At 70.9% G+C, this 13,315-nt stretch carries 12 protein-coding genes; 9 read left to right on the top strand and 3 right to left on the bottom strand.

Features of this window, described 5'->3' with window-relative positions; translation table 11 throughout:
- Positions 1 to 30 precede the first annotated feature (30 nt).
- Entirely contained in the window at positions 31 to 2,250 is a 2,220-nt protein-coding gene (locus tag CBF90_RS06530; protein ID WP_088380183.1) for an alpha-galactosidase, read from the bottom strand.
- Between the two features lie 76 nt (positions 2,251 to 2,326).
- On the opposite strand from CBF90_RS06530, the gene CBF90_RS06525 reads away from it, so the two are divergent.
- Positions 2,327 to 4,150 carry a beta-L-arabinofuranosidase domain-containing protein gene (locus CBF90_RS06525; RefSeq protein WP_172407795.1) on the top strand — a complete coding sequence of 608 codons (1,824 nt, stop codon included), beginning with the start codon at positions 2,327 to 2,329 and terminating at the stop codon, positions 4,148 to 4,150.
- Between the two features lie 16 nt (positions 4,151 to 4,166).
- On the opposite strand, the gene CBF90_RS06520 is transcribed toward CBF90_RS06525, so the two are convergent.
- Positions 4,167 to 5,183: a LacI family DNA-binding transcriptional regulator gene (locus CBF90_RS06520; RefSeq protein ID WP_064955078.1), complete on the bottom strand. Its 1,017-nt coding sequence runs from the start codon at positions 5,181 to 5,183 to the stop codon at positions 4,167 to 4,169.
- Positions 5,184 to 5,274: 91 nt separating this feature from the next.
- On the opposite strand from CBF90_RS06520, the gene CBF90_RS06515 reads away from it, so the two are divergent.
- Genes CBF90_RS06515 through CBF90_RS06480 form a run of 8 tightly spaced genes read left to right on the top strand, consistent with a single transcriptional unit; the run spans position 5,275 to position 12,542 of the window.
- The gene (locus CBF90_RS06515) at positions 5,275 to 6,459 is read left to right on the top strand and encodes a Gfo/Idh/MocA family protein (RefSeq protein ID WP_088380182.1); all 1,185 of its coding nucleotides are present in this window, start codon (positions 5,275 to 5,277) and stop codon (positions 6,457 to 6,459) included.
- Entirely contained in the window at positions 6,456 to 7,163 is a 708-nt protein-coding gene (locus tag CBF90_RS06510) for a ThuA domain-containing protein (RefSeq protein ID WP_023955099.1), read from the top strand. Before CBF90_RS06515 ends, CBF90_RS06510 begins: the two co-directional genes overlap by 4 nt.
- Positions 7,136 to 8,230, top strand: a complete 1,095-nt coding sequence (locus CBF90_RS06505; RefSeq protein ID WP_088380181.1) for a Gfo/Idh/MocA family protein — start codon at positions 7,136 to 7,138, stop codon at positions 8,228 to 8,230. Before CBF90_RS06510 ends, CBF90_RS06505 begins: the two co-directional genes overlap by 28 nt.
- Complete coding sequence (locus tag CBF90_RS06500; RefSeq protein WP_023955095.1) at positions 8,227 to 9,744, top strand: alpha-N-arabinofuranosidase; 1,518 nt, start codon at positions 8,227 to 8,229, stop codon at positions 9,742 to 9,744. The genes CBF90_RS06505 and CBF90_RS06500 overlap by 4 nt, the downstream gene beginning before the upstream one ends.
- 42 nt (positions 9,745 to 9,786) lie before the next feature.
- The gene (truB, locus tag CBF90_RS06495; protein WP_023955093.1) at positions 9,787 to 10,722 is read left to right on the top strand and encodes a tRNA pseudouridine(55) synthase TruB; all 936 of its coding nucleotides are present in this window, start codon (positions 9,787 to 9,789) and stop codon (positions 10,720 to 10,722) included.
- Positions 10,719 to 11,087 carry a hypothetical protein gene (locus tag CBF90_RS06490; protein WP_023955091.1) on the top strand — a complete coding sequence of 123 codons (369 nt, stop codon included), beginning with the start codon at positions 10,719 to 10,721 and terminating at the stop codon, positions 11,085 to 11,087. Before truB ends, CBF90_RS06490 begins: the two co-directional genes overlap by 4 nt.
- Before the next feature lie 34 nt (positions 11,088 to 11,121).
- On the top strand, positions 11,122 to 11,574 hold the full coding sequence (locus tag CBF90_RS06485) for a hypothetical protein (protein ID WP_052007890.1): 453 nt from the start codon (positions 11,122 to 11,124) through the stop codon (positions 11,572 to 11,574).
- A complete protein-coding gene (locus CBF90_RS06480; protein WP_064955106.1) occupies positions 11,571 to 12,542 on the top strand; it encodes a bifunctional riboflavin kinase/FAD synthetase in 972 nt (323 codons plus the stop codon). Before CBF90_RS06485 ends, CBF90_RS06480 begins: the two co-directional genes overlap by 4 nt.
- Before the next feature lie 42 nt (positions 12,543 to 12,584).
- Here the strand turns inward: CBF90_RS06480 and deoC are convergent, their stop codons facing one another.
- Complete coding sequence (gene deoC / locus CBF90_RS06475; RefSeq protein WP_023955085.1) at positions 12,585 to 13,301, bottom strand: deoxyribose-phosphate aldolase; 717 nt, start codon at positions 13,299 to 13,301, stop codon at positions 12,585 to 12,587.
- Between the last annotated feature and the right edge of the window lie 14 nt (positions 13,302 to 13,315).

Raw genomic sequence — 13,315 nt, 5'->3', positions numbered from 1 at the left:
GACGGGATGCGGCGGCCCGGCGCTCGCCGATCACGGGCCCGCCACCGCCGCGAGGTGAACGACCGCCGCGCGGTCGGGGTGGAACGTGGGGAAGTCCAGCCCGACGCGTGCGAGCACGGCCCCCGCGATCACCGGACCGCGGCCCTCGCGCTCGCCGTCGCCGTCACCGCCGAGATCGGGGCTCTCCCGAAGCCACGCCGGAACCTGCCACGGCGGTCCGAACGAGTCCGAGCCGCTCACCGACACCCGGTAGCTGCGGTCGGCGGCCAGGCCGGGGAACCGCACGCGGGCGATCGTGTCGGGCGAGGTCGTCGGAGTGACGATCGTGAAGAGCGCCTCCGAACGGTCGGCGGCGACCACGCCACGCACCTGCGGAGATGTGGCGTCGAGCTCACCCGCACCGACGGTGCGCCCCGTCGCGATGAGCTCGCGGTGCCGACGGTAGCGCGCGATCCAGTCGCTGAGGATGCGCCGGTCGGTGGCGTCGAGGTCGCGGATGTCCCATTCGATGCCGAAGTGCCCGAGGAATGCGACGGCGCACCGGAACTGCAGATCGTGTATGCGGCCCGTGACGCTCGAGACGGGGGAGGCGACGTGCGACCCCATCATCTCCGGGGGCACCAGCAGCCCCGTCCACCTCAGGATGCCGAAGCGATCGTGCGGATCGTGGCTGTCGGACGGATGGATCCGGTCGGTGCGCTCGAGGATGCCGAGGTCGACCCGCCCGCCGCCGGAGGCGCAACTCTCGATCTCGAGGTCGGGGTGGCGACGGCGGAGCTCGTCGATGAGGCGGTACACCGCGAGGGTCTGCTCGTGGACGGCGGGAGTGCCCGAACGGGGGTGCCCGGCCGCGATGAGGTCACGGTTGTGGTCCCACTTGAGGTAGCTCACGCCGATATCGTCGATGAGCCCGTCGAGGGCCGCGAGGATGTGGTCGAAGGCGCCCGGCTGCGTGAGGTCGAGCACCTGCTGGAACCGGTAGCGCGGAGGAAGCTCGGGTCCCGCGCGGAGGATCCACTCGGGGTGCTCACGGGCGAGATCCGAGTCCTCGTTGATCATCTCCGGCTCGACCCAGAGCCCGAACTCCATACCGAGAGCGCGGACCTCGTCGGCCAGGGGGCGGAGGCCGGCGGGCCACGCGACCGGGTCGGGCGTCCAGTCGCCGAGCCCCGCACGGTCGTCGTTGCGCCCGCGGAACCAGCCGTCGTCGAGGACGTAGCGCTCGACGCCGAGCTCGGCGGCGCGGGCCGCCAGGTCGACGAGCACCCGGTGGTCGTGGTCGAAGTACACCGCCTCCCAGACGTTCATCGTCACGGGGCGGGGGCGGCGGGACGAACGAGAGCGCTTACGCAGGTAGGAGTGGAAGCGCGCCGCGGCGCCGTCGAGTCCGAATCCGTAGCTGCCGAACACCCACGGCCCGGAGTACTCCTCGCCGGGCGCCAACCGGATCTCGCCGGGGAGCAACGACTCGCCGCCCCGGAAGTGGAGGCGCCCGTCGGTCCGCTCGATCGTGTGCTCGTGGTTGCCGCTGAACCCGACGTGTCCGATCCACACCTCGCCGGTGCTCGCCGAGAAGCCCGGGGTCCCGACCGCCTGGACCAGCGTCGCGTCCAAGCCGGTACGGCCTCGGCGCGAGATGCGCGAATGATCGCCGCGGACGATCGGATGCCGCTGCGGAATGCGCTCGTGTCCCCACCGGCCGGTGAAGTCGAGCACCTCCTGCGCCCACGTCGGTATCGGAAGGGCGACAGCCAGGGCGTGGATCTCGAGCGGCACCGCTGCCATGTCGGCGTCGGCCGTGTTTCGGACTCGGGCGCGGGCGCGAATGAGCCCATCTGACGTGAGATCGATCTCTAATCCGAGCTCGATCTCGGCGTACGCGTCGTGGAGCACGGCGCTGACGCGGCCCCCGTCCGCGTACGTCACCCCCGCTCCGACCTCCTCGCCGTCGAGGGCGAGAGAGCGCAGGGCGAAGCGGGGCGCCCACCCCGAGCCGCCGCGATGCGCCGACAGCCCTGGTGCTCCGAACCACCCGCGGCTGTGCTCGGGAAGCATGCTCGCGCGGTAGGGAACATCGGAATCACCGACCATCCCGGTTCTGTTCTCGGCTTCGACGAACGTGAGGAGATCGGTTTCTGCCGACGTCACGGCCGCGCCCCAATGGACGATCTCCGGCATCCCGTCGTTCGTCGTCGCGATGACGACGGAGACTCCCTCGGCACTGAGGTGGATCACGCGCATGGAATCCATGCTCCTATTCTGCTGGCATCGCTCGGGCGGTACAGTCAGAGATCGATCTCAGCACATCGAAGGAGATGGCACAACCATGACCGCATCCGCTCTCGCGCCCGGTGCCGCCCGCTTGCTCGCAGGCACCTACGATCGCCGTCGCCGCGTCAACCGCGAGTACCTCGCGTCGCTCGACGAACGCGCTCTCGTGCAGAACCACCGCATCGAGGCGGGAATCGGCGACCAGGGATGGCACCTGAAGCCGTCGGCCACCCCGGGGGTCGAGAGCGGCTGGGGGCGCCATTGGGGCTGGGAGACACCGGGCGCGCTTCTGCGGGGCCACTTCGTCGGGCACTGGATGTCGGCTGCCGCGCGCGAGGTCGCCGTCACCGGAGACCCCGTGCTGCGGGGCAAGCTCGCGGTCGTCCTCGATGAGCTCGAGGCGTGCCAGGATGCCGGGGACGGCTGGGTGTTCGGCATTCCGCAGACATTCCTGCGCCGCCTCGCCGAGGGGCGCGAGGTGTGGGCGCCGCAGTACAACATCCATAAGACCCTCATGGGTCTGGTCGACGTCTACCGAGACCTCGGCGACCAGCGAGCTCTGCGCATCGCCCACCGGGCGGCCGGGGTGCTCGCGGAATGGGCGCGGGGATTCGAGCCCGAGGAGTTCCAGGCCATCCTCGAGGTCGAGACGGGCGGCATGCTCGAGGCGTGGGCAGACCTCCTCGACGCCACCGGCGACCACATGTATCGCGAGCTCCTCGACCGGTACGACCACCGGTCGCTCTTCGACGGTCTGCTGGCGGGGGAGGACATGCTGACCAACATGCACGCCAACACCACGATCCCCGAGGTGCTGGGCGCTGCCCGCGCCTTCGAGGTCACCGGAGAGGAACGCTGGCGACGCGTCGTCGAGGCGTACTGGGACTGGGCCGTCACGCGACGCGGGACCTTCTGCACGGGCGGACAGACCTCGGGTGAGATCTGGACGCCGCCGTTCGCCTTCGCCGCGCGGCGGGGCACGAAGACGCAGGAGCACTGCGCCGTGTACAACATGATCCGGCTGGCGGACGTGCTCTACCGGTGGACCGGGGAGGCGTCGTACCTCGACTACATCGAGGCGAATCTGGTGAACGGCATCCTGGCGCAGCAGCATCCCGGCACCGGGATGGTGAGCTACTTCCTGCCCCTGCAGAGCGGTTCGCGCAAGGAATGGGGATCGCCCACCGAAGACTTCTGGTGCTGCCACGGCACGGTGGTGCAGGCGCACACGCGGCACTCTTCGCTCGCGGTCTACGCGGACGACGACGCCGTCACCGTCGCGCAATACATCCCCGTCCGCGCCGATGCGCAGACCGCGGCGGGCCGCCTCGTTGTCGAGGTGCGCACCCTCGACGACGCGCTCTACGTCGGTCCGGACGCGAACGCGGGCCCCGGTGGCCCGGCGCATCGGCCGCACGCGCTGCGGGTGTCGGTCGTGATCGAGTCGCCGGCGAGCGTCGGGGGCCGCGTCCGGATGCGCGTGCCGGCCTGGACCATGGGCGAGGTGCATGTTCGGTCGGACCTCGCGGTGGTGCGTCGCGGGAGCTTCGTGGAGGTCGATCACCCCGGCGGGCGCACCGAGGTCGAGTTGGGTTTCGGATTCGAACTGCGAACGGTGCCGATTCCCGACGAGCCCGAGACCGTCGCCTTCGTCGAGGGCGCCGTCGTTCTCGCGGGCCTCGTCGACCGTGAGACGCCGCTCGTGGGCGACAGCTCCGACCCGGCGACGCTGCTGGCCGCCGACGATGAGAGGCAGTGGTCACAGTGGCTCACGCGATACCGCAGTGTCGGGAACTCGGCCGGCATCCGATTCGTGCCGCTGAACGAGATCGTCGACGAGCGCTACGCCGTGTACTTCCCGGTCGTCGCGTCATCCTGAGCCGTCGCGGCGGTCGTCACCGGGGGCGGCCGGTCGAGCCGCGGGCGACGAGGACCGTGGGCAGCTCGACCACCTCGTCGGCGAGCTGGGCGCCGCCCGCCATCTGCGCGAGGAGGCCGACCGCTGCCGCGGCCATCTCGCGGATGGGCTGGCGGATCGTGGTGAGCGGGGGATGCAGCCACCGCGCACCACGCACGTCGTCGTATCCCACGACGAGAACGTGGCGCCCTACCGCGAGCCCGGCCTCGGCAATCGCCCGGTAGGCGCCCGCGGCCATCTCGTCGGAGCAGGCGAAGAGTCCGATGGGGCCTTCGCCGCCGAGGTCGTCGAGCGCAGCGGCGCACGCGCGCCGCGCGTCCGCCGCGCCCCAGTCCGCCGTCGTCAGGGTGCGGGGCGCGGCCGGTGCCGTCTCGTCGAGCGTCGAGAGGAAGCCCTCGATCCGCGCGCGGCCGTACCGGTAGGACGGAGCGCCGCCGATGACGATGAAGCGCCGCGCGCCCTGCGCGAGCAAGTGCTCCGCCGCCGCCGAGCCGCCCGCGTGATCGGTGTTCCGCACGCTCGGCACGCGCTGGGTGGTCCCCGACGGCGGCTCGAGCAGGACGACGGGGATGCCCGCGCTCTGCACGATCTCCAGTTGAGCGGCCGTGGGCAGGATGAGGCCGAGCACGACCCCTGCCGATCCCCGCGAGCGGATGCGAGCGGGCCAGTCGTCGCCCGGATCGTCGCGCTCGGCGGTGAGGACAAGGTCGTAGCTCAGGCGCGATGCAGCGGTGTGGGCTCCCGCGACGACCTCGTCGGTGTAGGGATCGTGGAAGTGCCCCAGAACCAGATCGAAGATGCGGGACGTACCGCCGCGAGGCCGGCCTCGCGGTGTTCCGCCCCGCGTGTACCCGAGCCTTTCGGCCGTATGCAGCACGCGTGTGCGGGTCTCGGGCGACAGCTCGCCGCGCCCGCGGAGCGCGCGTGAGACTGTCGCGACGCTGACCCCGGCGGCCGCGGCGACGTCGGTGAGACTCGGTCGGTGAGACGGCATGCCCCTATTTTGCGCAAAGCGCGACGGCCGCGTCGAGAGGCTGTGACATCGTGGTCCGCGATCACACGCACCGGTGCGGAGGGAGACGAGGATGTCGAGACGATTGCGCATCGCGATCATCGGAACCGGGTTCATGGGACGGATGCACGCGCACGCCTGGCGCACTGCTCCGCGCTTCTTCGATCTGCCGTTCGAGCCCGAGGTCGTCGTGCTCGCGGGCAGCGATGCCCAGCGTGCGTCCGATGCCGCGTCGCGGTTCGGCATCGCCGAGTCGAGCGACGACTGGCGCGCCGTCATCGCACGCGACGACATCGACGCCGTCGACATCTGCACCCCCGGCGACACCCACGCCGAGATCGCGCTCGCCGCCCTCGACGCCGGCCGTCACGTCCTGTGCGAGAAGCCGCTGGCCAATGACGTCGCCGACGCCGACCGGATGACGGATGCCGCCGCCGCGGCGGGATCCCGCGGCGTCGTCGCGATGTGCGGGTTCAGCTACCGCCGCACGCCCGCCCTCGCTCTGGCGCGGCGCCTGATCGAGGAGGGCCGCGTCGGCCGCATCCGGCACGTCCGCGCCCAGTACCTGCAGGACTGGCTCACCGATCCAGAGGCTCCGTTCACGTGGCGCCTCGATCGTGACCGCGCGGGATCGGGCGCTCTCGGCGACATCGGAGCGCACAGCATCGATGCGGCCCAATGGCTCACGGGATCGCGCATCACGAGCGTCTCGGGCACGCTCCGCACCTTCGTCGACGAGCGTCCCGTCCTCGACGAGCGCGTCGGGCTCGGCGGCCGGGCCGGAGCCGGGGCCGGCGCCGAGCGCGTCACCGTCGACGACGCCGCGGCGTTCACGGCATCCTTCTCCGACGGCGCTCTCGGCGTCTTCGAGGCGACGCGCATGGCCACGGGCCATCGCAACGCCAACCGCATCGAGATCAGCGGCGACCGCGGGGCGGTCGCCTTCGACTTCTCGCACCTCAACGACCTGCTCTTCGCCGACGCGACACTCCCCGCCGGCGAGCAGGGCTTCCGGCGCATCGACGCGACCGAGCCCGAGCACCCCTACGCGGGAGCCTGGTGGCCAGCGGGTCACGGGCTCGGCTACGAGCACCTGTTCACGCATCAGAGCGTCGACTTCGTCCGCGCCGTCGCCGGTGAGATCGACGCGCGTCCGTCGTTCGCCGAGGCCGCCGGGGTGCAGCGCGTGCTCACGGCGGTCGAGGAGAGCGCGGCATCCGACAGCAGAAGCATCCGAGTGGAAGGGGTCAGCTCATGACCGCGAGACAGGCGCTCATCGTCCGAGGCGGCTGGGAGGGGCACAAGCCCGTCGAGGCCACCAACCTCTTCGTCCCGTTCCTCGAGGAGAACGGCTTCGAGGTCCGCATCGAGGAGGACAACGAGGTCTACACCGACCGGGAGACGATGGAGCGCACCGATCTGATCGTGCAATCGGTGACGATGTCGAAGATCTCGCGCGAGGCCTTCGCGGGCCTCCGCGACGCGGTCGAGCGTGGAACAGGACTCGCGGGCTGGCACGGCGGCATCGCCGACTCGTACCGCGACAACTCCGACTACCTGCAGCTCATCGGCGGGCAGTTCGCGACGCATCCCGCGAAGCACCCCGATGCCCGGGTCGGCGACGAGACCGACAACTACCTCTGCTACACCGTCGACCTCACCGACGCGGGGCGCCGGTCGCAGATCATGGCCGGTCTCGAGGACTTCACGCTGCGCACGGAGCAGTACTGGGTGCTCTGCGACGACCTCAACGACGTTCTCGCGACGACGACGCACCCCGTGCAGCCGTACCACCCGTGGCACCGCCCCATCACCTCGCCCGCCGTCTGGACGCGCGAGTGGGGACAGGGGCGCATCTTCGTCGCGACGCCGGGGCACAGTCTCGTCGTCCTGCGCGACGTCAACGTCCGCACCATCATCGAGAGGGGGATGCTGTGGGCGAGCCGCACGGCATCGGTGTAGTCGGCCTCGGGGTCATCTCGGGCCAGTATCTGGAGACGCTGGGCGAACACCCCGCCGTCCGTATCGCGGCGACGGCCGACCTCGACGCCGACCGCGCCCGGTCGGTCGCCGAGCGGTTCCCGGGGGCGCGGGCGCTGTCGGTCGCCGAGCTCGTCGCCGACCCGGCGGTGCAGACCGTGGTGAACCTGACGATCCCCGCCGCCCACGGCGAGGTCGCGCGCGCAGCACTCGCCGCGGGAAAGAACGTCTACGGCGAGAAGCCGCTGGCCGCGACCTTCGACGAGGCGCTCGGGGTCATGGCCGGCGCGAACGGTGCCTGGGTCGGCGGGGCTCCCGACACCGTGCTGGGATCCGGTGTGCAAACCGCGCGCGCGGTCGTCGACGCCGGTGAGATCGGCCGGCCGATCGCGGCGGTCGCGACGTGGCTGTCGTCGGGACACGAGGCCTGGCACCCGCATCCCGACTTCTACTATCGCGAAGGCGGCGGACCGCTCTACGACATGGGGCCCTACTACCTCACGGCCCTGTTCCATCTGCTGGGGCCCGTCGTGCGCGTATCGGGCGCGTCATCGCGGTCCCGCGACGAGCGCACGATCGGTTCCGGTCCGCGCGCGGGGGAGCGCATCCCCGTCGAGATCGACACGCATGTCACCGGCGTGCTCGAGCACGCAGGCGGTGCCCTGTCGACGGTGACTTTCAGCTTCGACGCCGCCGCGACCCATGCCGCACCGATCGAGGTGCACGGCGAGAGCGCTTCGCTGACCCTGCCCGACCCCAACTTCTTCGACGGCGAGGTGACCATGCGCCGGCCGCGGGCAGCGGAGTGGACCGCGATCGCACCGCGCGCCGGCTACCGAGGCGCGGGCCGCGGCATCGGGGTTCTCGACGTCGTGCGCGGCGGCGCCGGCGCGGGGCGTGCGAGCGGCGAGGTCGCCCTGCACGTCCTGGAGATCATGAGCGCTCTCACCCGGTCGGCGCGAGAGGGCCGCCGCATCACCCTGACCACGACCGCGGCGCGTCCTCCGCTGGTCCCGCTCACCGAGCACGAGCACTGGAGAACCACATGACCTCGTCCGCACGTGCGGTCATCGACCTCGACGTCGTCGGCGATCGCATCAGCCGACACATCTACGGGCACTTCGCCGAGCACCTCGGGCGCTGCATCTACGACGGCTTCTGGGTCGGCGAGAATTCGTCGATCCCCAATATCCGCGGCATCCGCACCGACATCGTCGATGCCCTCCGCGCGCTCGACATCCCGAACCTGCGCTGGCCCGGCGGATGCTTCGCCGACACGTATCACTGGCGCGACGGGATCGGTCCGCGCGAGCAGCGTCCGAAGATCGCGAACACGAACTGGGGCGACGTCGTCGAGAGCAATCACTTCGGAACCCACGAGTTCATGGATCTGTGCGACCTGCTCGGTACCGAGGCGTACGTCAACGGCAACGTCGGCAGTGGCACGGTGCAGGAGATGTCGGAGTGGGTCGAATACCTCACGCGTGACGACGACAGCCCGATGGCGCGGCTGCGCCGTGAGAACGGTCGCGACGAGCCGTGGCGTGTGCCGTTCTGGGGCATCGGCAACGAGCCCTGGGGGTGCGGCGGCAACCTGTCTCCCGAGTTCTACGCGGAAGAAGCACGGCGGTACGCGACCTATTGCCATGATCACGGCGAGAACCGGCTGACGCTCATCGCTGCCGGCGCCAACGAGGATGACTTCGAGTGGACGCGGGTGCTCGTGAAGACACTCGTCGAGTCGCACGCCGCGAACCTGTACGACAAGCATCCGTACCAGGCGATCTCGTTCCACTACTACACGCACACCGGATCGGGCATCAATCGCGAGGACGCGACGACGTTCACCGACGAGCAGTTCTACGACACGATGGCGTACGCTCGCGACTTCGAGCGCGTCGTCCGCGGACACGTCGCGGTCATGGACTCGTACGACCCCGAGAACCGGGTGAGCCTCGTCTGCGACGAGTGGGGCACGTGGTGGAACGCCGAGAAGGGGACCAACCCGGGGTTCCTGTTCCAGCAGAACACGATTCGCGACGCCCTCGTCGCCGGCATCCATTTCGATATCTTCCACCGCTACGCGCGGCGCATCTCGATGGCCAACATCGCCCAGACGGTGAATGTCTTGCAGGCGATGATCCTCACCGACGGTGACAAGCTCGTCCTCACCCCGACGTATCACGTGTTCGAGATGAACAAGGGGCACCAGGACGCCCGTGCGCTCGCCGCCCACGTGCTCGACGCGCCCGCGACGACGGCGCGCGGGGGAGAACTGCCGCTGGTGTCGATGTCCGCCTCGACGAAGGAGGGGGCGGCGCTCATCTCGCTCACCCACCTCTCGACGGACGACGAGTGCGAGGTGCGCATCGACCTCCGAGGCCGCGGCGCGCGCGTCACGCGTGCCCGTGTGCTGGGGGCGGACAGCGCGACGACGTACAACGACGCCGACGTGCCCGACCGTGTCGAGCCGCGGCCCCTCACGACCGCCTTCGAGGGCGGTGAGCTCGTCGTGACGATGCCGCCGCATTCCTTCGCGACCGTGGAGCTGGCGCTGGACTGACCGCGTCCGGGGCCGGCGGGGTGCCGCCGTAGGCTGGGAGGCATGCCCGAAACCGCGCCCCGCGGCATCCTGCTCGTCGACAAGGCGGGCGGGATGACCAGTCATGACGTCGTCGCCCGTGCCCGCCGAGCCCTCGGCACCCGCAAGATCGGTCACGCCGGAACGCTGGACCCGATGGCGACGGGGTTGCTCGTCCTCGGTGTGGGGCCGGCGACTCGCCTGCTGACCTACATCGTGGGGCTCGACAAGACCTACGAGGCGACCATTCGCCTCGGCGTCTCGACCGATTCCGACGACGCAGACGGCACCGTGACGGACCATGCGACGAACGAGGCACTCGCCGCGGTCGACCGCGCCGGCATCGATCGCGGCATCGCGGCGCTCACCGGCGAGATCGACCAGGTGCCCAGCCGGGTGTCGGCGATCAAGGTCGGCGGCAAGCGGGCGTACGACCTCGCGCGCGCGGGCGAAGAGGTCGAGCTGAAGCCACGTCGCGTCACCGTCTCGCGCTTCGACGTGCGCGACGTGCGCGAGGTCGCGCTCGAGGCCGACCCCGGCGCCGCCGAGGGTGGACCATCCCGCGCCGTCGACGTCGATGTCGTCGTCGACTGCACGAGCGGCACGTACATCCGGGCGCTGGCTCGCGATCTCGGTGCCGACCTCGGCGTCGGGGGACACCTCACGGCCCTGCGCCGCACCCGCATCGGACCGTTCGCGGTCTCGGATGCCGCGACCGAGATCGCCCCCGACACGCAGCTGCTGCGCGACGCGGATGTCGCGGCCGCGGTGCTCGGCGCCTTCGACGTGAGCGCCGAGGAGGCGCGCGACCTGCGCCACGGCAAGCGACTCCTCGGAGCGGCGGCGCGCCTGTCGGCGCCGCATCCGGCGGCCATCGATCCCGACGGACGACTCGTCGGCATCGTCGAGCGTCGCGGTGCCGACGTCAAGAGCCTCATGAACATGGCGGAGGACGCATGATCACGGTCTTCACCATCGTGCAGGTGGCGGTGGCGGTCGCCGCGGGCCTGCTCTGCACCGTCCTCGGCCTCGCCAACCGCCGCCCGAGCGATCTCTCGGTCGGGTCGCTCGCTCTCGTCGAGGTGCTCCTGATCGCGCAGGTCGTCGTCGCGATCATCGCGCCGCTCGCGGGGAACGCCCCGTCGGGAAGTCTCCTGGAGTTCTGGGTGTATCTCGTCTCCGCTGTGCTGCTGCCGCCCGCTGCCGTGTTCTGGGCGCTCGTCGAACGCAGTCGCTGGAGCACCGTCATCCTCGGGGTGGCCGCACTGTCGGTCGCGATCATGGTCTGGCGGATGCAGGTGATCTGGACGGTTCAGGTCGTCTGAAGCCGCCCGCGTGCCACCTATCATTGGTGAGGTCATGGATCATCCCCGCCCTCGAATGACCGGCATCGGCCGCGTTCTGGTGGTCGTGTACGCCGTCATGGCGCTCGCCGCGACGGGACGCTCGTTCGTCCAGATCGTGGAGGACTTCTCGAACGCACCGCTGGCGTACTCGCTGTCGGCGGCCGCGGCCCTCGTGTACGTGCTCGCCACCGTCGCACTGGTGAAGTCCGGATCGCGCACCTGGTACGCGATCGCGTGGGTCGCGATCTGCTTCGAGCTGGTGGGTGTCCTCGTCGTCGGCACGCTCAGCCTCGTGCTTCCCGACCTGTTCTCGCACGACGCGACCGTCTGGTCGGGCTACGGCTTCGGCTACTTCTGGGTTCCGCTCGCCCTGCCGTTCGTGGGCATCTGGTGGCTCGTGTCGCACCGCAACGGCGCTGAGGACAGCCGCGAGCGTCCGGCCGTCCTGGAGGGATCGTCATGGTGACCGTCTATCGAGACCCCGCCGAGGTTCCCGCAGACTTCGGCCCGAGCGTCGTGGCCATCGGCAAGTTCGACGGCGTGCACTCGGGGCACCGGGCGGTCATCGACCGGGCCCGGGTCGATGCCGCCGCCCGCGGCGCGCGCGTCGTCGCGGTCACCTTCGACCGCAACCCGCTGAGCCTGCTGCGTCCGGAGCTGTGCCCCGAGCCGCTCGTCGCGCTCGATCAGAAGATCGGCCTCCTCGCGGCGGCGGGGGTGGATGCCGTCCTCGTGCTGCGATTCGACGCGGAGCTCGCCGCGCTCTCGGCACGCGACTTCGTCGAGAGCATCCTCGTTCGCGCGCTCGGCGCCGTCGGGGTCCTCGTCGGCGACGACTTCCGGTTCGGTCGCGGCGGCGAGGGTGATCCCGAGGTACTCGCCGCACTCGGGCGCGAGCACGGGTTCGACGTCGACGTCGTCACGGACGTCCGTGCCCGCGACGCCGGACGGCGCGTCTCATCGACCTGGGTGCGCGATCTGCTCGCGGCCGGCGACGTCGCGGGGGCCGCCCGCCTGCTCGGCCGCCCTCACGCGGTCGAGGCCGAGGTCGTGCACGGACTCAAGCGCGGGCGCGAGCTCGGTTACCCGACCGCGAACCTCGCGACCGATGCCGCGGGGTTCATCCCGGCCGATGGCGTGTACGCCGGATGGCTCATCGACCTCGGGATGCCCGGTGCCGACGGGATGCTGCCGGCAAGCGTCATCCGTTATCCGGCGGCGATCTCGGTGGGCACGAATCCCACGTTCGACGACGTCCCGCAGCGGCAGGTCGAGGCCTATGTGCTCGACGAGACCGACCTCGACCTCTACGGTCACCGCGTCGAGGTCCGTTTCACGGCCCGCATCCGCGGGATGGTGGCCTTCGCGGGCATTCCGGCGCTCATCGAGCAGATGGACGACGACGTCGTCCGGGTGCGCGAGGCCCTCGCCTGAGGCCGGCGCCTCGCGCGCCGGAGCGGGCCGCGGCCCGCGTGGTCAGTACGACGACTCGTCGACGGCGCCGGTGGCCTCGCCGCCGGCCTCGAGCCGGCGCGCCTCGCCGAGGATCGTCGCGCTGCCGCTCGTGCCGAGGCGCGTGGCGCCCGCGTCGAGCATGGCGACCGCGTCGGCGAAGCTGCGCACGCCGCCGGAGGCCTTGACCTGAACGGCCTCGCCGACGTTCTCGCGCATCAGGCGGACGTGGGGCACGGTGGCGCCGCCCCCGGCGAAGCCGGTCGAGGTCTTGACGAAGTCGGCTCCGCCGGCCTCGGTCAGGCGGCTGCCGCGGGCGATCTGCTCGTCGTCGAGCAGGCTGGTCTCGAGGATCACCTTGACGATCTTGCCCTCGGCCGCCTCGACCACGGCACGGATGTCGTCGACGACGACGTCGTCGAAGCCCGAACGCAGCGCGGCGATGTTGACGACCATGTCGAACTCGGAGGCACCGTCGGCGGCGGCCTGGCGGACCTCGGCGACCTTCGCCGCCGTGGACGTCGTGCCGTGCGGGAAGCCGATGACCGTGCCGACGGCGACGCCGGTGCCGTCGAGTCGCGCGACGGCGTGCGCGATGTCGGAGGGGCGCACGCACACCGAGAAGACCCGCCATTCGGCGGCGATGTCGAGCTCGGCGTCGACCTGCTCGCGGGTCAGCTCGGGCTTGAGGATGGCGTGGTCGAGGGTCGCGGCGAGCTCGCGCTCGGAGATCGTGGACATGGTTTCAGCGTACG

Source organism: Microbacterium sp. AISO3 (assembly GCF_002204305.1).
Lineage (GTDB): Bacteria > Actinomycetota > Actinomycetes > Actinomycetales > Microbacteriaceae > Microbacterium > Microbacterium arborescens.
This window is presented reverse-complemented; position numbering and strand designations above follow the sequence as displayed.

What these genes read in the sequence shown, in the direction of transcription:
- CBF90_RS06525 (WP_172407795.1), top strand. Translation starts at nt 2,327, where the DNA reads ATGACCGCATCCGCTCTCGCGCCCGGTGCCGCCCGCTTGCTCGCAGGC.
- CBF90_RS06515 (WP_088380182.1), top strand. Translation starts at nt 5,275, where the DNA reads ATGTCGAGACGATTGCGCATCGCGATCATCGGAACCGGGTTCATGGGA.
- CBF90_RS06530 (WP_088380183.1), bottom strand. Translation starts at nt 2,250, where the DNA reads ATGGATTCCATGCGCGTGATCCACCTCAGTGCCGAGGGAGTCTCCGTC.
- CBF90_RS06500 (WP_023955095.1), top strand. Translation starts at nt 8,227, where the DNA reads ATGACCTCGTCCGCACGTGCGGTCATCGACCTCGACGTCGTCGGCGAT.
- CBF90_RS06490 (WP_023955091.1), top strand. Translation starts at nt 10,719, where the DNA reads ATGATCACGGTCTTCACCATCGTGCAGGTGGCGGTGGCGGTCGCCGCG.
- truB (WP_023955093.1), top strand. Translation starts at nt 9,787, where the DNA reads ATGCCCGAAACCGCGCCCCGCGGCATCCTGCTCGTCGACAAGGCGGGC.
- CBF90_RS06510 (WP_023955099.1), top strand. Translation starts at nt 6,456, where the DNA reads ATGACCGCGAGACAGGCGCTCATCGTCCGAGGCGGCTGGGAGGGGCAC.
- deoC (WP_023955085.1), bottom strand. Translation starts at nt 13,301, where the DNA reads ATGTCCACGATCTCCGAGCGCGAGCTCGCCGCGACCCTCGACCACGCC.
- CBF90_RS06520 (WP_064955078.1), bottom strand. Translation starts at nt 5,183, where the DNA reads ATGCCGTCTCACCGACCGAGTCTCACCGACGTCGCCGCGGCCGCCGGG.
- CBF90_RS06485 (WP_052007890.1), top strand. Translation starts at nt 11,122, where the DNA reads ATGGATCATCCCCGCCCTCGAATGACCGGCATCGGCCGCGTTCTGGTG.